At 56.7% G+C, this 23,125-nt stretch carries 13 protein-coding genes; 10 read left to right on the forward strand and 3 right to left on the reverse strand.

Annotated features, from left to right (window positions below; all coding sequences use genetic code 11):
- Positions 1–32 precede the first annotated feature (32 nt).
- Together VNX88_21650 and VNX88_21655 are read right to left on the reverse strand one after the other, a co-directional pair.
- Positions 33–485 (reverse strand): response regulator, encoded by a 453-nt coding sequence (locus tag VNX88_21650; protein ID HWY71286.1) that lies wholly within the window; start codon positions 483–485, stop codon positions 33–35.
- 12 nt (positions 486–497) lie between these two features.
- Complete coding sequence (locus VNX88_21655; protein ID HWY71287.1) at positions 498–3,779, reverse strand: PAS domain S-box protein; 3,282 nt, start codon at positions 3,777–3,779, stop codon at positions 498–500.
- Positions 3,780–4,108: 329 nt separating this feature from the next.
- On the opposite strand from VNX88_21655, the gene VNX88_21660 reads away from it, so the two are divergent.
- From VNX88_21660 to VNX88_21670, 3 genes are all read left to right on the forward strand, one after another.
- Entirely contained in the window at positions 4,109–4,876 is a 768-nt protein-coding gene (locus VNX88_21660; protein ID HWY71288.1) for a Spy/CpxP family protein refolding chaperone, read from the forward strand.
- Positions 4,877–4,955: 79 nt separating this feature from the next.
- On the forward strand, positions 4,956–5,234 hold the full coding sequence (locus tag VNX88_21665; protein ID HWY71289.1) for a hypothetical protein: 279 nt from the start codon (positions 4,956–4,958) through the stop codon (positions 5,232–5,234).
- Positions 5,235–5,687: 453 nt separating this feature from the next.
- Positions 5,688–8,759 carry a two-component regulator propeller domain-containing protein gene (locus tag VNX88_21670; protein ID HWY71290.1) on the forward strand — a complete coding sequence of 1,024 codons (3,072 nt, stop codon included), beginning with the start codon at positions 5,688–5,690 and terminating at the stop codon, positions 8,757–8,759.
- 837 nt (positions 8,760–9,596) lie between these two features.
- Here VNX88_21670 and VNX88_21675 read toward each other — a convergent pair.
- Positions 9,597–12,725, reverse strand: a complete 3,129-nt coding sequence (locus tag VNX88_21675; GenBank protein ID HWY71291.1) for a TonB-dependent receptor — start codon at positions 12,723–12,725, stop codon at positions 9,597–9,599.
- A 503-nt stretch (positions 12,726–13,228) separates the two neighbouring features.
- On the opposite strand from VNX88_21675, the gene VNX88_21680 reads away from it, so the two are divergent.
- From VNX88_21680 to coxB, 7 genes are all read left to right on the forward strand, one after another.
- Entirely contained in the window at positions 13,229–13,405 is a 177-nt protein-coding gene (locus VNX88_21680; protein HWY71292.1) for a hypothetical protein, read from the forward strand.
- A gap of 358 nt (positions 13,406–13,763) precedes the next feature.
- Positions 13,764–16,820, forward strand: coding sequence for a two-component regulator propeller domain-containing protein (locus tag VNX88_21685; GenBank protein ID HWY71293.1), 3,057 nt, complete (start codon positions 13,764–13,766; stop codon positions 16,818–16,820).
- Positions 16,820–17,458: a response regulator transcription factor gene (locus tag VNX88_21690; protein HWY71294.1), complete on the forward strand. Its 639-nt coding sequence runs from the start codon at positions 16,820–16,822 to the stop codon at positions 17,456–17,458. Before VNX88_21685 ends, VNX88_21690 begins: the two co-directional genes overlap by 1 nt.
- A gap of 639 nt (positions 17,459–18,097) precedes the next feature.
- Complete coding sequence (locus VNX88_21695; GenBank protein ID HWY71295.1) at positions 18,098–18,466, forward strand: hypothetical protein; 369 nt, start codon at positions 18,098–18,100, stop codon at positions 18,464–18,466.
- A gap of 104 nt (positions 18,467–18,570) precedes the next feature.
- A complete protein-coding gene (locus VNX88_21700; GenBank protein ID HWY71296.1) occupies positions 18,571–19,200 on the forward strand; it encodes a response regulator transcription factor in 630 nt (209 codons plus the stop codon).
- 67 nt (positions 19,201–19,267) lie between these two features.
- Positions 19,268–21,805 carry a protein kinase gene (locus VNX88_21705; protein HWY71297.1) on the forward strand — a complete coding sequence of 846 codons (2,538 nt, stop codon included), beginning with the start codon at positions 19,268–19,270 and terminating at the stop codon, positions 21,803–21,805.
- Between the two features lie 252 nt (positions 21,806–22,057).
- Complete coding sequence (coxB, locus tag VNX88_21710) at positions 22,058–23,110, forward strand: cytochrome c oxidase subunit II (protein ID HWY71298.1); 1,053 nt, start codon at positions 22,058–22,060, stop codon at positions 23,108–23,110.
- The last annotated feature ends 15 nt before the right edge of the window (positions 23,111–23,125 follow it).

Genomic DNA, 23,125 nt, shown 5'->3' on the forward strand with positions numbered 1-23,125 from the left:
ACTGGGCCCCCCGGATTTCAAAACTTCTGTTCCTACTTCTTCTTTGTGCTGCCCGGGGGCGGCTCGTTGATAATCGCCCAAAAGACTCCGAGTTCCTTGATGGCATTGACGAACTCATGAAAATCCACCGGCTTCACGACGTATGCATTCACGCCGAGCTTGTAGCTCGCCACCATATCCCGTTCCTCACGCGAAGACGTGAGTACTACCACGGGAATGAGCTTCAACTTGTCGTCGGACTTTATCTTCTCCAGCACTTGCAGGCCATCGACCTTTGGCAATTTCAGATCGAGCAGCAGAACCGCGGGATTGTCGCCACTGCGCAGCTGGAATTTTCCGCGGTAAAAGAGATAGTCCAGCGCCTCTTCTCCATCCGAAGCAACTACGACTTCGTTGCTGAGGTTATATTCCTCCAGCGCGGTCATGGTGAGTTCGACGTCCTTGGGATCGTCTTCCACCAGCAAAATACGTCCGATATTAGGCATGCTCTCGAGCTCCTACGGTTTAGGTAACGAAAGATAAAAGGTTGCACCGCTCCCTACTTGGCCCTCGGCCCAGACCCGGCCTCCGTGACGATGGATAATGCGCTGTACGGTCGCCAATCCGATGCCCGTGCCTTCAAACTCGTCCGCTCTGTGCAGACGTTGGAATACTCCAAACAGTTTGTTGGAATACTTCATGTCGAAACCAACTCCATTGTCCTTAACGAACACAACCACACCGTTTGTTGGTTCGTCCGTGCATCCAATCTCAATCTCCGGTGTCAAGCGCGTGCGCGTGAATTTAATGGCATTGGAAATCAAATTGACCAGCGCAAGCTTCAGCATCGACCTGTCTCCATACAGGTCAGGTAGCGGCCCGATCTTCCAGGTCATATTGCGCCCTTCCGTCTCCCGCCACACTTCGTTCTGAACTTCTTTTACCAACTGTTCCATGCTAACCATAGATTCACGCGTTTCAGCGCGCCCGATTCGGGAAAAGGCCAGAAGATCGTCTATCAGCGTGCCCATTCGTTTCGCCGATTCGAGAATCATCGTCATATAGCGGCGACCTTTATCGTCTATTTTTGACGCGGCGCCTTTTTGCAGAAGCTCTGTAAACCCGACCATATGCCGGAGCGGGGCACGCAGGTCGTGGGATATGGAATATGCGAAAGCTTCCAGTTCTTTATTTATGGCCTCGAGTTCACCCGAGCGCCTTGTGAGCTCCTGATTGAGTTCGCTGACATGCTCATCTCGGTGCTTGCGCTCGGTGATATCGCGGATCGCACCCGACACGAGCATGCCCCCCTCCGTCTCCAGTGGACTGAGACTGATCTCCACGGGAAACTCCGTTCCATCTTTCCGCCGTCCGTATAACTCAACACCCGCACCCATCGGCCGCACCCGAGGTTGGGTGAAGAACGTAGCGCGATATTCCGGATGTCGAGCACGAAACCGTTCCGGAACTAGAATCTCAATCTCCTGCCCTAAGAGCTCTTCCCGCCGATAGCTAAACAGCTTCTCGACCTGGGCATTCACCAACACGATCTTGCCCTGGCGATTCATCACGATCATGGCATCGGGAGCGGCTTCCAGAAGCCCACGGAACTTCTGCTCGGCTTTCTTGCGCTCAGTAATGTCGCGGATCGCGCCGGAGACCAGCGTGCCCTCCTCCGTCTCCAGCGGACTGAGGCTGATCTCGACGGGAAACTCCGTTCCATCTTTCCGCCGCCCGAACAACTCCAGACCTTGGCCCATCGGTCGCACGCGGGGCTGCGTGAAGAACTGCGTGCGGTATTCAGGATGTCGAGCGCGAAACCGTTCCGGAACCAGGATCTCAATCTCCTGCCCTAAGAGCTCTTCCCGCCGATAACTAAACAGCTTCTCGACCTGGGCATTGACCAACACGATCTTGCCCTGGCGATTCATCACGATCATGGCATCGGGAGCGGCTTCCAGAAGCCCACGGAATTTCTGCTCGGCTTTCTTGCGCTCAGTAATGTCGCGGATCGCGCCAGAGACCAGCGTGCCCTCCTCCGTCTCCAGCGGACTGAGGCTGATCTCTACTGGAAACTCGGTTCCGTCTCTTCGTCGTCCGTACAACTCCAGACCCTGGCCCATCGGTCGCACGCGAGGTTGAGTAAAGAACTGCGTGCGATATTCAGGATGTCGGGCACGAAAACGTTCCGGGACTAAAATCTCAATCTCTTGTCCAAGGAGCTGTTCCCGCTGATAGCCAAACAGCTTCTCGACCTGGGCATTCACCAACACGATCTTGCCCTGGCGATTCATCACGATCATGGCGTCCGGAGCCGATTCCAAAAGCCCACGGAATTTCTGCTCAGCTTTCTTGCGCTCCGTGATATCGCGGACAGCGCCGGAGACCAGCGTGCCCTCTTCCGTTTCCAGCGGACTGAGGCTTATCTCGACGGGGAACTCCGTGCCGTCTTTCCGGCGACCGAACAACTCCAAACCTTGACCCATCGGCCGCACGCGTGGCTGAGTAAAGAACTGCGTGCGATATTCCGGATGCCGCGCACGAAACCGTTCCGGGACTAGAATCTCAATCTCCTGCCCTAAGAGTTCTTGCCGCTGATAGCCAAACAGCTTCTCCACCTGGGCATTGACCAACACGATCTTGCCCTGGCGATTCATCACGATCATGGCATCCGGAGCGGCTTCCAGAAGCCCACGGAATTTCTGCTCGGCTTTCTTGCGCTCAGTGATATCGCGGATCGCTCCGGAGACCAGCGTGCCTTCTTCCGTCTCCAACGGACTGAGGCTGATCTCCACGGGAAACTCCGTTCCATCCTTCCGCCGCCCGAACAACTCCAGACCTTGGCCCATCGGTCGCACACGTGGCTGAGTAAAGAACTGCGTGCGATGTTCCGGATGCCGCGCACGAAACCGTTCCGGAACCAGAATCTCAATCTCCTGACCCAGAAGTTCTTCTCGCTTGTACCCAAACAGTTTCTCCACTTGGGCATTGACCAGCACCATCTTGCCCTGCCGGTTCATCACGATCATGGCATCGGGAGCGGCTTCCAGAAGCCCACGGAATTTTTGTTCGGCCTTCTTCCGCTCCGTGATATCGCGAATGGCACCAGACACAAGCACGCCCTCTTCCGTCTCCAGCGGACTGAGGCTTATCTCGACGGGGAACTCCGTGCCATCTTTCCGCCGCCCGAACAACTCCAGACCTTGGCCCATCGGCCGCACGCGTGGCTGAGTAAAGAACTGCGTGCGATGTTCCGGATGCCGCGCACGAAACCGTTCTGGAACTAGAATCTCAATCTCCTGCCCTAAGAGCTCTTGCCGCTGATAGCCAAACAGCTTCTCGACCTGGGCATTCACCAACACGATCTTGCCCTGCCGATTCACCACGATCATGGCATCCGGAGCAGATTCCAAAAGCCCACGGAATTTCTGCTCGGCTTGTTTGAGCTCCCGCTCCATGCGGCGGCGGTTCTCGCTAAACCAAGTGACCAGTGACCCGAACACAACGAGGATGAAAAGGTATGGGACTTGGGAAGGTGCGATGACGAACGAGTGAAGAGGTTTTGTGAAGAAGTAGTCGAAGCTTGCACCCGAGAGCAGAATCGCCAGCACGGCAGCCCAGGCGCCTCCATACCAGGCGGACACGGCTATAGCGAACAGGAAGGGTGCAATCAAACCACGGAACTGAAAGCGGTCCAGAAAAAGGGCAACGCCAAGCGCAATGGCGACGGACAAGACAGCGAGACCGTAGCGCCAAAGCGCTGCTGGAATCCTCGAAAATAGACGGTTTGCTGGCGTCACGGCGAGCTCAGGACGTACCTGTCGACTCGATCTCTGGGAAGTTGGGCCCAACATAATAACGCACGGGAGTTCTGACCCTTCGTCAAACGCCAAACCTTCGGCATTAATCGCGCAGCCATAGGCTCTCGAGTTGCCGCTCCTGGCTTGCCATGCATTGAAAACAAACCCACATCGCCGGCGCCGATGACAGCCCTTCACGTGGTCACATGCATGCTTCGTACCACCGCGGGGAAAACGGCGGCATTCCTTGCAAGCGACGAAGTCGCCATCGCCCAAGCTGCTGAAGTTTGTGAAGTGAGAAGGAATCAAGGCCACGAAAGGGCTCTATCTTGAAAATCAAACTTATTGTCGTGTTGTTGGCCACGGTGTTCGCGATGGCCGATCGATCATTCTCCGAGGTAACGCGATTCAGTTCCAATGCTCAACCGGCAAATGCCGAATCGGACACTCTCGCGAGCGTACTCGACGTTCCCTCGGCAACCCCGCGAGGACCTCAGGATCTGCTTCAAGAATATGAAGCAGCAATGCGCTCCATAACCCAGCAGTTTTCCGCGAGACTTGCGGTAATTGCCGGGGCCGTGCACAGCGGCGAGTTGACCACGGAGCAGGCGGAAAGCATCAGCTCGGAACAATACCAACAGGCGCAAATGCAGTTTGATTTGCTGAGCGCCTTGCGCGAGATATTGCAGCAGGACATTGCACGTGCAGCCGCAGCTCCTCGAGTTGCGCCCAGCGCGACCGTGCAAAACGAAATTGTCATGGTGGCACTTCCCTTTTCTTCCCTGCAGCTAAATCCCTCGATCATCGAATACCTTGATCTGAGCTCGGCGCAGGTTACATCCATAGAACAATTAATGTCGGACGAACGCCGCAGTCTTGTGCCGTTGATGGCGCAAATGCAGGAAACCAGGGAGCAACTGCTCAGCGTTACGGAGCAGAGCCAGACGAAAGACGACAAGGAAGTAAAAGCGTTGGCCGCCACGCAGGCCCGTAATCTGTCGAAACTCATCGTTTCCAATTCCCGAATGCGGACAAAGATCTATCAGCTACTCAGTCCGACGCAACAAAAGAAGCTGGACGAATTTCAACGGCAATAGTGGACGGCGGAAGCAATTCCGATGAAAGCGCCGCACCGCGAAAGCTAGATAAACCATCAAAAGCAATGGAGGTAAGACAATGAAGATCACGTCATCGCTATTTTTCGCAGCGGTTTTAACTTTCGCCGCAGCAGGATTCGCACAGGATGTCGCTCACGGTGTGGACAAAGCAGCCAAGGATACTGGCCACGCCACTAAGACTGCGGCAAAGGAAACCGCACACGGCACGGAAAAGGTCGCCGATAAAACCGCAGACGGCACTGCGGCCACGGTTAAGACGACGAGGCGCGGAGTCACCAAAGGCGCCAAAGCAGTCGGCCATGGCGTAAAGAAGACTGCCAAGGCAACCGTGAAATAAACCGAGCCTGACTCAAGACGGTTCTGTTTTGGGAGGCGCGTTGTCTCCGCCTCCCAAGCGATACTCGCTCGGGGCCGATCGAGTGTTCTGGGGAAAGATAATGCTGCACAAAGGCCAAATCGATATCCTTCTTACTGCACTTCTCGTTCTGCTGGTGAGGTTCTGCCAACACCTCAAGGAGTACGCGCTTGACTTCGAATCCCGCGGCGCGTCGACAGGACGCAAAACGAAAATTTCGGATTTAACCAACGACGACCGCTAGCCGAGATGAAGTCTGCGTATCTAGTGGCTGCCTTCTTTGTCGCACCTCCTGTATTGTGGTGCGTCTTCTTTATCTATTGCTGGATAGCATTTCGCAAAGAACGCTAGGTCCACTCACTCTGCTAGAACTGAAGCTTAAGCGCCAACTGGATCGAACGCGGGCCGCCGATCTGGTAGAGGGGAGAGGCCGCGATGAGACCGACGATTAGACGGCGGGTGCCGTTTTCTCGGATTTTAGCGAGCTGCTTATTTAGCCTCCTCGTCTGCGGTCCAGCGAGGGCTCTTGATCCCAGCCGGCTGGTCTCTCAGTACGGGCACTCAGCCTGGCGGATTCAAGACGGAGTTTTCAGCGGCGCCCCTCACGCCATCACCCAAACCGCGGACGGCTATTTGTGGATCGGGACAGAAAGCGGGCTCCTGCGCTTCGACGGTGTTCGATTTGTTCCGTGGACGCCACCAGAAGGCAAGGCTCTGCCGAATTCCGCCATCTACTCTCTTCTAGGCACAGGCGACGGGAGCTTGTGGATCGGAACCGGCAGGGGTTTGGCCCGATGGAAAGATGGCCGTCTGGTCAACTATCAGGGCGTGGTCGGACGCATCAATTCCATTATTGAAGATCGCAAGGGGGCACTTTGGATCGCGCGTTCACGATCTGGTGACGCAACCGGACCCCTTTGTCAGGTCATGGGCACGAATCTCCGTTGTTATGGGAAGGCCGATGGAATCCAGGTTCTCTACGGCGAACCCTTGGTCGAAGACTCTTTGGGGAACCTCTGGATCGGAGGCTCCAAGGGACTGTGCCGATGGAAGCCCGGTTCCTCCAGCATCTATCTAGAAAAGGAATTGAAGCAAGCTGATGGGCTCAGCGGGGTAGCTGGCTTGGCCGCAGCAGAGGACGGTTCTCTATGGGTTGGGATTACACGACCCGGAAAGGCGCTCGGCCTTAGACAATTTGCTAAAGAAGTCTCGAAGAGCTACATAGTGCCCGGAATAGACGGGAGCAGTTTGGCAGTGAACACACTGTTCCTCGACCGCAGCAACACTCTCTGGGTTGGGACCCCAAGCCAGGGTCTCTTTCGCGTTCACGACGGTAGAGCCGCCCACTTTCGCAGCGCGGATGGTTTGTCAAGCGACTCCATCGAGCACTTCTATCAGGATCGGGAAGGCAACCTGTGGGTAGTGACGTCCAAGGGCATCGATTGCTTTCGCGACCTTCGCGTTGCCAGCTTCTCGGTAAGGGAAGGTCTGAGCGCTGATGTTGTCGATTCCGTACTTGCGGCGCACGATGGCACGGTATGGATTGGGAACCATGGCGGCTTGGATCTCATTCGGCAGGGTACCTTATCGAATATCACTCCGCGCGACGGCATGCCTGGAGAACGCGTCACCTCCCTGTTTGAAGACGATGCAGGCAGGTTATGGGTGGGCGTCGATGGTGGTTTAGCTGTCTACGACCACAAACGATTTCAATCGATCAGACGACCTGATGGCAGCTCCGTGGGGCCGGTTGTGGCAATGACTGAGGATACTGATCACAACATTTGGGCCGAAACCATTGGAAGCCAGCCCTCGATGGTTCGTATTCGGGATCAACAAGTTCGTGACGTGTTCCCTGCATCGCAGATTCCGCGTGCGTCGAGGCTCGCGGCCGATCCCCAAGGCGGCATTTGGCTGGGTCTCCGTAGCGGTGCGCTGGCCCGATACCATAATGGAAATTTCGAGACGATCTCGGTAAGCCAGAAGCAGGAGGTTCAGCCGATCAGGGACCTGCGAGTCGACTCTGACGGCGCGATTTGGGCTGCAACCAACCTTGGGCTCTTTCGATGGAAGGATGGGAAAGGAAACATTCTCAGCTCCCGGAACGGGCTTCCCTGTGACTCAATCAACGCATTCGTCAGAGACAACTCAGGCTCGCTTTGGCTTTCCACCGAGTGTGGCTTCGTTGTGATCGCTGATTCCGAAATTGAGAAGTGGCGCAAACAACCGGGGAGTACAGTGAAGGCAAGCACTCTTGATGCGTACGACGGCGCGCAACCTGCAGCTGCGCCCTTCAGCCCCCCGGCCTCCAAGTCAGTGGACGGGCGACTCTGGTTCGCAAATGAGAGTATTGTGCAGATGATTGATCCCAGCCATCTGGCGGGGAATACGATTCCTCCGCCGGTTCACATTGAACAAATCGTTGCCGACGGAAAGAACTACTCCCCCCGCGAGAATGTTCGTCTTCCTCCGCATACGCGTGACCTGGAAATTGACTTTACAGCATTGAGCTTTGTGGTCCCGCAGAAGGTTCACTTTCGCTATAAGCTGGAAGGCCGAGACGCCGACTGGCAAGATGCTCAGACGAGGCGTCAAGCCTTTTACAACGACCTTCCGCCCGCCAACTACAAGTTCCGCGTGATCGCCTGCAACAATGATGGGGTTTGGAACGAGGACGGCGCATTCCTGGATTTTTCCGTTGTCCCGGCCTACTATCAGACGACCTGGTTCCGCTCGTTGTGTGTGATTGCCTTCCTCGCGTTGATTGCAGCGCTTTATCGACTGAGGCTGCGGCAGGTAGCACGCCAATTCAACATGCGTCTCGAAGAGCGCGTTGGCGAGCGCATACGCGTCGCTCGAGATCTACACGACACTCTACTGCAGAGTTTTCAAGGCTTGCTGATGAAGTATGAGGCGGCCACCGACCTGCTCCCGGATAACGCCACCGAGGCGCGAAAGCTGTTCGAATCCACCACAGAGCAGGCCAGGAAGGCGATTATCGAGGGCCGTGATGCAGTGTATGGATTGCGCTCCTCCACCATCGTCACCAACGAACTCGCCCGGGCCATAAGCGCGGTGGGAGAAGAACTCGCTGCTATTCAGTCTGACGGGAATCGTTCCGAGTTCCGCGTGCTTGTGGAGGGCGCATCCAAAGACATCGTTCCGCTCATCCGCGATGAGATCTACCGCATTGGTTGCGAGGCGGTGCGTAATGCATTCAAGCACGCACATGCCAGAGGCATCGAGCTCGAACTCTGCTACGACCAACGAAAGTTTCGCTTGCGAGTTTCGGACGACGGAAGAGGCATTGATCCGAAAATCCTTGCCGAAGGCGGAAGCCCCCGACACTACGGCATGCCCGGCATGCAGGAGCGCGCCAGGCTAGTGCGGGGTAAGCTGACTGTTCTGAGCAAGCCTGGTTCGGGCACGGAGATAGAGCTGACCATTCCCGCCTCCGTTGCGTACATGAAATCGCCAGAGCCGGCCTCGCAGTACCACCTGCGGTAGCGAGTGGGTCGGACCGATGCGTCCTAGCATCGGCCCCCAATACAATTCGGATTCTTGCGGTTGACGATCATCCCCTGTTCCGAAATGGGATAGCCGCCCTTCTCGCTGGCCAGCCGGACATGAGTCTGGTTGCAATGGACGGGAAGCGATTCAGCAGTTCCGCGTCTGCGGCCACAGGCGTGCAATGCACTAATGTCTCGAATTCACTTTGAAACTGTCATCCCTCGGGCCGCCGCGTGAATGTGAATGTGCCTCCCGAGTTGAACGCGGCCCGGGGGATCTGCTGTGCTTCCCAGCGAATTTGAGTAGAGCAACGGATTACGCTTGAACTCACCTTAATTCACTGGTGTTCGCGGAACAGCGAATTTATCAGCGAATCTAACAGTGAATTTTTCTAAAAACGGCCGGCGAGCAACGGACGGTTCCCCCCAACCGCCTGCTGTGTCTTGGATTTACGGAGAACTGCGATTTTTTCCGCCACAAGGAACAGTGAATAACAGTGAATAAGCAGTGAATTCGGAAATTCGCGATCCGTTGCTCGCACCCACGTCGCGGTGATTGCGACGAGCAATCACCCCTAACCCGCGAGTTTCAAAATGAAATTTTCGTTGACTTGCAATCTTGACTCGTGGTACCACCGAACCATGTTCGGTGCTGAGGGAAGGGCGCTGGACATTGCGAAAGCAGAGCGCGACGGCCATCGACTCCCTCTATCCTTGTGCCCTACTCGCAGCAATCAAGTCCGGCACATCTCGGAAGACTCTTCGTCCGCCGCGGCGGCGCTCAGAATGACAGTCTTGCACGTGTGACTTCTTCAGAAAGTCTAAATGGCCGTGCTCAGAACTGCAGCTTAAGCGCCAACTGGATCGAGCGTGGGCCGCCGATCTGGTAGAGAGGGTTGAGGCCTCCGCTCTGGCCGCCGCTTCCGAGGAAGCTGTTCAGCATCTGGGTTGATTGTCCAAATTGAGGAGAGGTCATAAAGCTGATGGGACTTCCAAAATTTGGGTGGTTGAAGATGTTGAAGAAATCCGATCGCGCCTGAAGAGATAGCCGCTCGGTAAACCGGAACTGCCGGCGCAGCGTCAAGTCCCACTGTGTCGCGCCGAAGCCGCGAAGCGCGTTACGTCCCAGATTTCCTTGCGCCGTAGCCGGAGTAGCGAACACCGCCTTATTGATAACCTTGCCTCCCGGCGCGTTGGGACTATTGAGATAGAAGGGCACACCCGGAACCACATCCGGACGCTGCACGCTGTTGATTCCGGATAGAGCACTTTCCAGAGCTCCGAAAGGATTGATTCCCGTTACGACATTCACCGGAGGAGCACTTCGCGCGTAGATGATCGAATCCGTAGACCAGCTTCCAAAGATTTGTTTTAGGATCCCACTCTCTGGTCCCGGAATGTCGTAGGAAACAGCGGCCGAGAAAGTGTGGCGTATGTCGTAGTCAGACGAGGCGCGTTCCGATGCCGGTGTTGTTTTGCTCAGCGGTATGTTCTGGAAATTGCCATCCGCGGAGACGTCGTCGATGGAGTGTGACCAGGTATAGGAAACGAGCGTCTGCAGGCCGTGCGATAACCGGTGACGAAATTGCTCTTGAAGCGCGTTGTAACTGGAGGTTCCGGCATTGCTGAGCACATCAAACTCACCGGTAGCGACGTTCGGATTCGGGGCAAAGTAGATGTCATGTCGCATCAGTTTGCGGCCGCCGGCGCCCACGTACGTGAGACTTAGAACATTGGATCCCCCGAAATTCTCTTCGACTGCCGCGTTCCATTCGTACGTCCTTGGCAACTCATGATTCGGATCTACCACCTCGAGGAATCCCGCTGGCGGCGAGGTAGTGAACGGCGGTGGAGCCGCGCTGGCGGCGCTTATCGGGAATGAAACGTTGGCAATCGTCTTCGACAGAGCGTACGGAAACGCACTGGATCCATTTGCCACCTGGGAATATCCGAGATCGTAAAAAATCCCACCGCCGGCCCTGACCACAAGGTTTGGAAGAGCTTGCCACGCAATCCCGAGCCGGGGCGCGAAGTCGTCTTTCTGCGCACTCCACAATGGCGTGCCCGGCGGCGCGAGCGCCATGGTGGAAAAATTGTTTACCTGATTCACCGTGAAAGGAAGGGTTCCATTGGGAGAGGATGGTGCATCGTTGTACTCCCAGCGCACGCCGTATGTGACAGTTAGCTTCGGAGTTACCTTCCACGTGTCTTGCGCATAGAGGCTCCAATTCGGGAACACCAGTGTAGAAGGCGTCCGGGCGGCTATGAATGCTTGAGGTGCCTTGTTGGCGAGAACGTTCGCAAGAGACCGATAGAGATACTGGAGCTGATACGGAGCCGTGTTTTCTTCCGGGCGCAAACGACGATAATCCACTCCAAACTTCAGCTCGTGCGCAGCAATAGTGTGAGTAACGGAGTCGGCTACGTTGATCTGCTGTATCAAGTTCGTTCCGAGCTCGCCGTCTTCGAATCTGAGACCGAAGGGATTCGTATCGCCGAGAAATAAAAACAGTGCGTTCTGTAGAGAATTCCCTAAAGGAAACAGCACTGAAGGGGATAGAGGGACTCCCCCGCCAAAATTATCAAGGGAGTAAGAGCTCTGAGCTCTGCTTCGGCTGTAGTTGAAGCGGACCTCGTTTGTGAGCCGCGGGGTGAACACCTGGTTGCTGCCGAATGTAGCGGTTTGCGTGTGGTAGTCGGTATGCAAGACGGTGTTGTAAGCCAACTGTTGCGATGGAGTGGACGATCGCTGGTCTGAGTTCGAGGGTGCGTCGCTGTACCTTCCAAACACCGTCACTTTGCTTGATAGCAAGTAGTCGATGCGGCCACTATAAGAATCGAGAGTGGACGGATCGGAATAGGTCGCAACAAATGCGGCTGTGCCATTGCCAAGGTCTGGGCCGTTCGGTTTTGGGAATCCATTCATGAGCGGCTGCACCGCTGCCGGCGCGCTCTGGATGGTTGCCAGCGTGGGAACATAGGTGTTCGCTACCTTGGGCTGGCGCATTCTCAGGCCTTCATAAGAGCCGAAAAAGAAAAGCTTGTCTTTGATGATGGGGCCGCCAAACACGCCGCCGAAGTCGTTCTGCCGCAATGCCGCTTTCTTCAGGCCTTTGTTGTTGGCGAACCAGTCGTTGGCGTCGAGCACGTCGTTGCGGAAGTATTCGAAAGCGGTGCCATGGTAGCCATTGGTGCCGGACCTGGTAACTACGGAAACCTGGGCGCCGGGAGCTCGCCCGAATTCAGGAGCAAACGTCGATGTCTGAATTCGGAATTCCTGCAGAGCATCGAGCGATACCAGGTTGCTCATGCCCCCAAAGGCGCTCGTCGCCGGAAGCTGTCCTGCACCCCCCTGGCCCAGATTGGAACCGCTGGTTCCCAGATTCGCAGCCACTCCATCCACCATGAAGTAATTGGCATCGGGCCGCTGCCCGTTCACGCTGAATTGCCCCTGCTCCTGGAAATTTGAGGGAGTCAGCACGACACCGGGTGTCAGATCAAGCAGCGAGCTGAAGCTGCGACCGTTCAGCGGCAGGTTCTCCACCAAACGGCGGTCGATCAGAGTACTCACCGCCGCCGACTCCGTGTTCACCAGAGGCGCGCCACCTTCCACGGTAACGCTATCGGAGGCGACGCCTACCGGCATCTCGAAGTCGATTTCGAGAGTGTCCTGCACATGAAGAGTTACATCGGGCTTGATTAACTTCCTGAAGCCCGCCTTTTCCACCTCGAGGCGATAGCCGGCGGGGGGAAGGTTCGTTAAGTAGTATGCGCCCGATTTATTGCTCGTCGTTTCGTAATGGGAATTGGTGCCGGCGCTCACCGCAGTGATTCTCGCCCCGGCGATCAGCGCCTTCGTGGGATCGGTTATGTGGCCCGAGAGCGAGGCATTCGTAGATTGCGCGCGAAGCATGCACCCCAGCGCGGTAACGAATAAGAGCGTTAGGGTGAAACTTCGGAGCATGATTCACACCTGTAGTGATGATTGGGCTACGAGGCTACTTCTGCAGCCTCGGCGGGTCAATACCCACATCTGGTTTCATCCTGATCCCCTGAACGAGGTATGCGGTTGGGATGAGCGGGACTCGCGGTACCACCTGCGGTAGCGGGTAGGCGGTGCTGGGCGGCCGAGCCCAGCGTCGGTGTCAGGGGGCGTGGAGCGACCGCAGATGTGATCGGACCGATGCTAGACGCATCGGTCCGACCCACCCGCTACCGCAGGTGGTACCCTGACTGCCGCCCATCCGCCCTGACGCACCGCCCACACGCTTAGTCCTGCCGGTTCATTACGTAGTCTATTGCTTGTTGGACGCCCTGCTCGCTCCATAGGTATCGTCTGCTTCCATGGTCTGACCAGGGACTGTGTGGGCTCTTCCAATACCCTTGTTCTCGCAGTGTTCGAGTGGCATTGGATTTCAGGGCGTTGAGTACCAATTCGGGACGAGTGCCATTACAGGAAACCACTGCATGTACATGGTTGGTCCTGACATTGACCGCGAGCGGGTTCCACTGGCGTATCATGCAGGTGTTCCGGATGGCTCGCTCGACGAGGTTCCGCTGCTCGATGCTAAGTGCGACCGGCGGTTGCTTCATGAGACGTTGATCTTGCCTCCGCCAATCCTCGTCTTGCGGCAGAAACGGTGAACCGTATTGGTTATGAAGCCGGTCAGTTGATCCACGCTCATCACCATGCAGTGCCATAACAACGGAAGCTGATGAAGTAAGCCAGAGCTGGAACATCAACCATAGCGCGCAGAGTGTATCAGGAGTGCAGGACCTGCGCGCTCGCGGTACCACCTGCAGTAGCTCGTGAGTCCGGTCGTCGCCGTACGCGACCAGCCGGTGTTCACGGTACCACCTGCTATAGCGGGTGGGTCGGTTGGGAGAAAAACAGCACCTTGCTGAGCCCTTAAAGCCAAGCACTTCAGGCCACCTTGATGCCGCCTTCCGCCAGAAGGAATCCGGCAGTGGCCACAAGCAAATGCGATAAGATGACGCCGCTGTGGCAATCGCGCACCGACGAGTACGAGAAGTTGTCGCACTAGGCATTGTGCTGGCCGGAGTGCTGCGCGCCTTCGCATTAGATCCATCGCTCGACGTCAGCCAATACGCGCACACTGCCTGGAAGGTGCGAGACGGCTTCACCAAAGGCCAGATCACTTCGCTTGCGCAAACTTCTGATGGCTATCTGTGGTTGGGCACGGAATTCGGCCTCATGCGCTTTGACGGCGCGCGTGCCGTCCTGTGGCAGCCGCCAGCAGGTCAACTGCCAGGCAATTACATCGGAGCGCTGCTGGTTTCCCGCGACGACACCCTTTGGATTGGCACATTGAAGGGGCTCGCGAGCTGGAAAAACGGCAAGCTGACCACCTATCCCGAGCTGTCTGAGGAGAATGTAGGCGCATTGCTCGAAGACCGCGAGGGCACAGTTTGGGTCGGCACTATCTCGACTCTGGGGGCTGGTGGCAGGCTCTGCGCCATCCGGAACGGGAGCTTGCAGTGCCACGGCGAAGACGGCAGCTTGGGACCTGGAGTTATGGACTTGTTTGAGGACTCCAAGGGAAACCTCTGGGTGGGAGCGCAGAACGGGTTCTGGCGGTGGAAGCCTGGCACGTCGGAATTCTTCTCGGTGCCCGGAGAGCTGGATGGTGTCCGGTTTGGAGGAGATGACGATGGCGCACTGATCATTGGCGGTTTGACTGGACTAAAGCGCTTCAAGGGTGGCCACATTGAGCCATTTACTGTCTCTGGTCTTGTCCAGCCGTTCTCTGTCAGGCGAATGCTGCGCGACCGCGACGGAGCTTTGTGGATCGGCACCGCTGAAAGTGGAATTGTTCACGTGCATCAGGGAAAGGAAGATGTCTTTTCCCAAGCCGATACGCTTACCGGTAACAACCCGGGACACCTTATAGAGGATCGAGAAGGGAATGTTTGGGTCTCCACTCTCGACGGTCTCGACCGGTTTCGGCCTTACAGTATTCCCACCATTTCTGTGAAACAGGGGCTCTCGAATTCCGCGGCATGGACCGTTCTCGCGGCGAAAGACAGCAGCGTTTGGATCGGGACTTACAATGCACTGAACAGGTGGGAGCGCGGACAAATCACTGTGTTCGGCCGCCACATCGGCTCTCAGAATTCTGACGGGAAACCCATTGGACTCATGCCCACCTCTCTGTTTCAAGACAGCGAGGGGCGGGTATGGGTCGCAACCACTCACGAATTCGGATACCTGGAGAATGACCGGTTTGTCCCGGTGACTGCACTTCCGGGCGGATACGTGAATTCTATAGCGGAAGTTCCGGCGGGACACCTGTGGGTTGCGTACCAGGACGCAGGTCTCTTTCATCTATTCCAGGGAAGAGTAGTCCAACGGATTCCCTGGGCTGGCTTTGGACACAAAGACCCCGTCAAGGTCTTGGTCGCTGATCCTTCGCAAAATGGCCTGTGGCTCGGCTTTTATCAAGGCGGAGTGGCCTACTTCGCAGACGGACGTATTCGTGAGTACTACTCCAGCGGCAACGGCCTTGGAGAAGGAATCGTCAACGACCTTCGCTTTGGGCCACGCGGCGCGCTTTGGGTCGCGACCGAAAGCGGGCTTAGCCGGATTAAGGATGGCAAAGTCGCAACCCTTACGAGCAAGAATGGGCTGCCCTGCGATTCGGTCCTCTGGATGATGGAGGATGACGACCATGCCTTTTGGCTCTTGATGCCGTGCGGCCTCGTGCGCCTTACCAAATCGGAACTGGACGCATGGGTTGGCGATCCCAACAAAATCCTGAGTACTACGGTGTTCGATAATTCTGACGGGGTCCGGACTCGTGCCCGCGCTGGAGGATTTACGCCGCATGTGGCTAAGTCTCAGGATGGGAAAATACGGTTCGCCGCCTGGGACGGTGTCAGCGTCATTGATCCGCACCACCTCTCTTTCAACAAACTTCCGCCGCCAGTGCACGTCGAGGAAATCATCGCCGATGGCAAGACCTACGACGCCACAGACGGTTTGCGTCTGCCTCCCCTCGTACGCGATCTGGAGATTCATTACACCGCGCTCAGCCTCGTTGCGCCCGATAAGATCCGTTTCCGATTCAAGCTCGAAGGACAGGATAAGGACTGGAGAGAGGTGGTCAACCGACGTCGCGTGGAATACTCGAATCTTCCTCCTCGCAACTACCGCTTCCGCGTGAGCGCGAGCAATAACAGCGGCGTGTGGAACGAGGCCGGCACGTTCCTGGATTTCTCTGTCGCCCCCGCTTACTACCAGACCATCTGGTTCCGTTCAGTGTGCGTGATCGCCTTCCTCGGTTTGCTCGCCGCGCTCTATGAACTGCGGCTAAGGCAAGTGGCGCGGCAGTTCAATATGCGTCTGGAAGAGCGCGTGAACGAGCGCATACGCATTGCGCGCGATCTGCACGATACCCTGCTGCAAAGTTTTCAAGGCGTGCTGCTGAAGTTTCACGCCGTAACGTACCTGCTGCCGGATCGCGCTGCCGAGGCCCAGAAGAATCTTGAGGCCGTGATCGAGCAGGCCAGGGCAGCGATCACCGAGGGGCGGGATGCGGTGCAGGGGTTGCGCTCGTCCGCGCTTGTCACTAACGACCTTGCGGGTGCGATCACCGCGCTCGGAGAAGAACTCGCTGCCTGTCAAACCGATCAGAATTCTCCCGACTGTCGCGTGCATGTGGAGGGCGCAGCCCGGAATCTTGCTCCGATCCTCTGCGACGAGGTCTACCGTATTGCGGGCGAGGCATTGCGCAATGCATTTCGACATGCACACGCGACGCGGATCGAAGTGGAAATCCGGTATGACCGGCGGCAGTTTCGCGTGCGGGTTCGAGACAACGGCAAGGGCATTGACTCGAAGATTCTTGGTGGAGACGGGCGCGCCGGACACTACGGCCTGCCCGGCATGCACGAGCGCGCCAAGCTCGTAGGAGGCAGGCTGGCGGTCTGGAGCGAAGTCGATTCCGGTACCGAGCTCGAGCTGACGATTCCCGCCTCCGTTGCCTACGCCAAGTCAGCCGCTGGCAGCCCGTCGGTCCCCGTGGGAAAAGGCGCTTGATGAGCCATGAGCGCGGCCCCAATCCAATTCGGATTCTTGCGGTTGACGATCACCCTCTGTTCCGAAATGGGATCGCCGCCCTTCTCGCCAGCCAGCCGGACATGAATCTGGTTGGCGAAGCTTCCAACGGACGAGAAGCGATTCAGCAGTTCCGCGCGCAACACCCCGACATCACTCTCATGGACTTGCAGATGCCTGAGATGAATGGCCTTGATGCAATCATCGCCATTCGCCGAGAATTTCCCGAAGCGCGGATCATCGTATTGACCACTTACAAAGGGGATGTTCAGGTGCTGCGAGCCATGAAGCTCGGCGCTCGGGCTTACCTGCTGAAGAGTCTGCTGGATAAGGAACTCCTGAACACCATCCGCGCCGTTCATGCCGGAAAAACGACGCTTTCCGCCGAGGCCTCTGATGAGCTTGCCGAGCATGCCGGCGATGAGGCGCTGACGCCGGCGGAGGTCGACGTACTCAAGCTGATTGCCGCCGGGAATGCCAATAAGCAGATTGCCGCGCAGCTCTCGGTCACGGAAGAAACCGTTAAGGGACGAGTCAAGAACATCCTCTCCAAATTGGGCGCAAACGATCGAACTCACGCCGCGATGATTGGACTGAAGCGCGGAATTATCGAATTCTAGCGGAGTGCATTAATCCTCGGAAGTCGAGCCCGTCGTCACTATGTAAATGTTTGATCCGTGTTCTGACGATTCCAACTCCAAGAATCTCAGTCATTTAAGGCTATCGCCATCTTGAGACTGTCATCCCTCCCGTCCGACGCGGGGGATCTGCTTTTCCTGCGAGACGAGAGACAGCAGATCCCCCACTCCGCCTAAGATGCATCGACACATGAACAGCTTCGCTGCGGAGTGAGGGATGACAGCGCCTGAGAGGGTGGCTATCCCAACCGCCGCACATCGGAGAAAGTTAGTAATTGGACTTCTCATTCCCAAAATGAACCTAACGATTCCCTGTTGACTCCCTGTTAACTTTTTGCATCTCGCAAAAAAGACCTCTAAGCCTTTTGTTCACGGTTGCTTACAAAAAAATCCACAGAAATCCCTGTTCATTCCCTGCCCGCTGACGGGAAATTTGCGATTTTTGGGCAGAATTCGAAGATTTTCAGATCGAATTCGAAAACTCGCCTGTTATTCTCGCTGTTCCGGCTCGGACGATAGATTTTCCGCATGTTTCTAAGACCCCGAAAGAGGTATCTCGTCCCGCCCTTTTGGGGCTTTTTTGCGCACTCCTTAATTAGATAGCCTGCGAATGAGGTAATTTTGCGACGGCTATTCTCAACATTCGCCACAGGCCGGCCTGGCGTGGGTCTTCTGTTCATGCGGCTGGTTGCTGGGGCTTTACTAAGTGTTCACGGGATCATGAAACTGCGAACCGGGCCGATAGTTCCAGACGTCCTTGCGATCGCTGCCGGAGTGCTTCTGCTCGCAGGTTTGTGGACGCCCATCGCGGGATCGCTGGTGGCGATCCTCGGACTATGGAACATAATTTCACAATCTGGAGATCCGTCGGCGAATATTCTGTTGGGAACCATGGGCTTAGCTTTGGCGTTGCTGGGACCTGGCGCTTGGTCAGTGGATGCTCAACTTTTTGGATGGAAGCGCATTGATGTTCGAGACCGAAGGAACTAATAGTCATCCGCTCTTTTGCGGATCTTTCATGGATCTGGGATTTTTTCCCAGAACAGCACTTGTTTTCAATCGGGACCCTTCAATTTAAGTACGAGGAGCCGAATATGACGAATGCAGCTCGAATACGAATCTTGAGCGTGGAAGACCACCCATTACTTCGCGAGGGGATCGCCGCAATCATCAATTGCCAGCCGGACATGTTGCTCGTGGCGGAAGCCCCGAATGGCAAGGAGGCGATTGAAAAGTATCGCGCCGTGAGACCTGATGTCACCCTTATGGACCTCAGGCTGCCGGATCTCAGCGGCATCGAGGCGATGATCGCCATCCGATCGGAGTTTGCCGACGCTCGCATCATCATACTGACGACGGCTGCAGGCGATGTCGAGATTTGTCGGGCTCTGAGAGCGGGAGCGCATGCGTATCTGCTGAAGAGCATGCCTCCGCAAGAAATGATTGCCACGATTCGCCAGGTGCATGCCGGTAAGAGATGCATTCCGCCGGAGATCGCTGCCGGACTTGCCGAACATCTCAGCGACGAAGCGCTCAGCGAACGCGAAGTGGAGGTTTTACGCCACGTAGCTGCAGGCAACCGCAATCGGGATGTCGCAGACAGACTTTCCGTCGCGGTGGAAACCGTCAAGGCTCATATGAAGCACATCATGGACAAACTGGGCGCCTCTGATCGCACTCAGGCAGTAGCAATCGCGGTGCGGCGCGGAATCATCGATCTGTAGGCGAAGGCTCCGGGGATTCTACCCCGCAAGCCTTGATTTGCCTCGTTCGCGGTTCGCGAGATGATCCTTGTCTCCTCCTGGATTTTCGTCCCATAATCCTCCGCTCTCCTGGACTACCTTGACCGGCGGTACGCTCGGCCCCAAACTCAAAGACTCCATGGAACCGCTTCCCCAAGGTCGCGTCCGGCTCGGACTCGCGGATCTCATCGGGAAAGAAGTCTCACACTATCGCGTCCTCGAGGCCATCGGGGGTGGTGGTATGGGGATGGTGTTTGACGCAGAAGACATCAAGCTTGGCCGCCGCGTAGCGCTTAAATTCCTGCCGGAAGAACTAGCCAGCGACCCGGTTGCCCTGAAACGTTTTGAAGGCGAGGCGCAAACCGCGTCGGCGCTAAACCATCCCAACATCTGCACGATCTACGAAATTGAGGAACACGACGGCCAGCCGTTTATCGCCATGGAACTGCTGGAGGGAGACAATCTGCATCACTGCATGACGGCATCAGAGCCGATGCCCTTTGCATTGGTTCCATTGCTGGACATCGCAGTTCAAATTTGCGAGGGGTTGCAGGCCGCCCACGACAAGGGCATCATTCACCGCGACATCAAGCCCGCAAACCTCTTCGTAACGAAACAAGGGACAGTGAAAATCCTGGACTTTGGCATCGCAAAGGTGGCTGCGAACGAAGATATCGCAGAAAGAGTCAAGGCGGCAGCATCGCCAAACACACATCCCTGGCATCCGATCTCGGAGAACGCCGTGTGTGCCGACCGAATTGATGCAACCCTGACCCGTGCTGGGACAACGGCGGGCACTGCCGGGTATATGTCTCCGGAGCAGGTGCGCAAGGAGAAGTTAGACTCCCGCAGCGATCTCTTCTCCTTTGGGCTGGTCCTGTATCAGATGGCTGCTGGGCGGCGGGCCTTCACGGGCGAGACCGTCGAGGCTGTTCACGACGCGATTCTCAACCAGACACCAGTCCCAGTGCGCGAAGTAAACTCCGCGGTCCCGCCTGAACTGGACGCCGTAATCACAAAAGCGTTGCAGAAGGACCGCTCACGACGCTACCAGTCCGCCAATGATCTGCGAACCGAACTCAAGCGCCTGCAGCGGGATCCCGATTCGGATCACGCGGCGGTGGTTGCCGTGTTGCCGGCGGCGAAGCAGCGCGCACTTCCGGTCTGGGTAGGAATGCTGGGGGCGGCGCTGATAGTCGCCACAATTGCAGCATCGCTATTGCTGAGGACGTCCGGGGGAAAGACGGTGAACGCGATCGCGGTGCTTCCGTTTGTGAACGCCACCAACGTTGCCGACAACGAGTACCTGAGCGACGGAATCACCGAGGACCTGATCAACACGCTCTCGGAGTTGCCGAAGGTAAAGGTAGTGGCGCGCAGCACCGTGTTTCGATTCAAGGGCAAGGACGATGACCCAGCGAAGATCGGGCAGCAATTGAAAGTAGACGCCGTGCTCACCGGGCGGGTGTCAGAACACAACGGCGAACTCAGCATCCAGACCGATCTGATCAACACAGCCGACGGCACCGAAATGTGGGGAGCGCAATACTCGCGATCGAAGCCGAACATGATGACGCTGCGCGGCGAGATCGTGAATGACGTGGCGGCACGCCTGCGAGCTAAAGTCTCCGGCGAACAGCACGACGCCATGACCAGGCCGGAGACGCAGAATTCGGAAGCCTACGATCTCTACCTGAAGGGCCGCTTTGCCTGGAACCAGCGCGGCAGAGACAACGTGCGCAAGAGCATTGAGGCCTTCCAGCAGGCGATTGTGGCCGATCCAGCATTCGCGCTCGCATATTCCGGGCTGGCTGACGCGTATTCCGTAGCGCCTGGTTACGGCGTCTCGACAGCGAAGGACGCGCACGCGCTCGCCCTGGCAGCGGCTGCGAAAGCGCTACAGCTTGAACCTAACCTGGCCGAGGCTCACGCTGCGATGGCCGAGGCTCTGGCCCACACTCGTCAGTGGGAATCTGCGGAGAAGGAATTCAAGCGTTCGCTGGAGCTGAATCCCAACAACGCATCGGCGCACTACCTCTACGCCCACGCGTATCTCGTGCCGATGAAGCGCCTGGATGAAGCCACTCGGGAATACCATGAGGCGCTTGAGATCGATCCCTTATCTCCGATCATCAACGGTAATTACGGCGTGCTCCTCTCTATACAGCACAAGTACGACGAAGCCCTGAAGCAAATGACAAAGACCATGGAATTGCAGCCGAGTTTCACGGTGACTGCATTGCGCATGGGCGAACTATTTGCTCTCAAGGGCGACTATCAAAGCGCAGCCATCCAGTTGCACGTGTATTTTCCCACTCTAACGATTCCCGAGCACGCGGACGCGAGGAGTTACGGGCAAGCGACCGTCAACGCGATCGCTAATCTAACCGGATACCAGCCACCGTATCTAACCGCGGAGGCGTGGGTGTGGGTGGGAAACCAAGACAAGGTATTCGAGTATCTGCGACAGGGCTGCGCCGAAGAAGATCATCTGGAGCAGGTATTCTTGCGCAGCCCGTCATTCGATCCAATCCGGTCCGATCCACGTTACGACGAAGTAACAAAGTGCCTGAGGATTCCGCAGTAAATTGTTCCGAAGGTACCCTGCAGCCCCCGCGCGCGGGCGTCCTTACTGAAGCAGCCTGACTCATCGTCTATGCCATACCCCAAAAGAGTCATGGAAAATTCCTTCGATCTCGTGATGTGTTTGTCTTCCCTGACGCGGCATAGTTGAAGCGGGTGGAAATCCCATCGGGTGCACGAACACGCTTATAGGGCCCTCAACTCGTCCGAGCTTATGGCTTATCGAGACCAGAAGATCAAAGAGAGCGATTGCAAAATGCGGCGTATAAAGAACTCGGCCACACTGAGCGCGCTTCAGATATGCACTTTCCTGTTCTTGTCGCTGGCTACAGCGGCCGCCGCTGAGCCAAAGGCTCCCTCCAGTCTCACAAATATCTTCGCGCCCGAGTCCACGCCGGCCAAGTCGATCTTTAATTTGTCCATGTTCGTGTTTGCCATAACGGGAATCATATTCGTCGTTGTCTCTACTTTGCTGATCTATGCCGTGGTGAAGTTCCGCGGCAAAGCGGCGGATTCTGGGCGGGAACCCGCGCAGGTGTACGGCAGCACGCAGATTGAGCTGGCATGGACGATTATCCCGGTGTTGATCGTGGTCGTGTTGTTTCTGGCTACGGCGCGGGTGATCCACGCGATCCAGGACGCTCCGAAACCGGCAACAGCTTTGGAGGTCACCGTCATCGGGCACCAGTTCTGGTGGGAGTTTCGCTATCCCAAGCTGGGAATTGTCACAGCCAACGAGCTGCATATTCCGGTGAGCGATCCGGCTCACCCCACGCCGACATTCCTGAAGCTGCTTTCCGCCGACACTGACCACAGCTTCTGGGTGCCTCAGCTTGGCGGCAAGACCGATTTGATTCCGAATCGGGTAAACGAGATGTGGATGGATCCACATCGTCCGGGCCTGTTTCTCGGTCAGTGCGCGCAGTATTGCGGGGTGCAGCACGCGAAAATGCTGCTGCGCGTATCGGTGGACAAAGCTGACGATTTTGACGCGTGGGTTAGCTCGCAGCGGCAGCCCACAACTGACAACGAGGCAGTGATTGCCGGCAAGCGCGTGTTTGAAACCACCGCTTGCATCAACTGTCACACGATCAGCGGCACGGCCGGGAACGGACATTTCGGTCCGGACCTGACGCACCTGATGAGCCGTCGCACCATCGCGTCGGGCGCGGCAGAGAATACAGACGAAAAACTGCGTTTGTGGATACGGAACCCGGACGCCATTAAACCCGGATCGCTGATGCCGGCTATGCAACTTAGCGAGCCAGATGTGGACGCACTCGTGCGTTATCTGGAGACACTGCGGTAGTCGAAAGGATTGGGA

Source organism: Terriglobales bacterium, from assembly GCA_035567895.1.
Lineage (GTDB): Bacteria > Acidobacteriota > Terriglobia > Terriglobales > Acidobacteriaceae > Gp1-AA112.

Coding starts and splice junctions, on each gene's coding strand:
- VNX88_21650 (HWY71286.1), bottom strand. CDS start 485: ATGCCTAATATCGGACGTATTTTGCTGGTGGAAGACGATCCCAAGGAC.
- VNX88_21665 (HWY71289.1), top strand. CDS start 4,956: ATGAAGATCACGTCATCGCTATTTTTCGCAGCGGTTTTAACTTTCGCC.
- VNX88_21670 (HWY71290.1), top strand. CDS start 5,688: ATGAGACCGACGATTAGACGGCGGGTGCCGTTTTCTCGGATTTTAGCG.
- VNX88_21675 (HWY71291.1), bottom strand. CDS start 12,725: ATGCTCCGAAGTTTCACCCTAACGCTCTTATTCGTTACCGCGCTGGGG.
- VNX88_21680 (HWY71292.1), top strand. CDS start 13,229: ATGTACATGGTTGGTCCTGACATTGACCGCGAGCGGGTTCCACTGGCG.
- VNX88_21690 (HWY71294.1), top strand. CDS start 16,820: ATGAGCCATGAGCGCGGCCCCAATCCAATTCGGATTCTTGCGGTTGAC.
- VNX88_21700 (HWY71296.1), top strand. CDS start 18,571: ATGACGAATGCAGCTCGAATACGAATCTTGAGCGTGGAAGACCACCCA.
- coxB (HWY71298.1), top strand. CDS start 22,058: ATGCGGCGTATAAAGAACTCGGCCACACTGAGCGCGCTTCAGATATGC.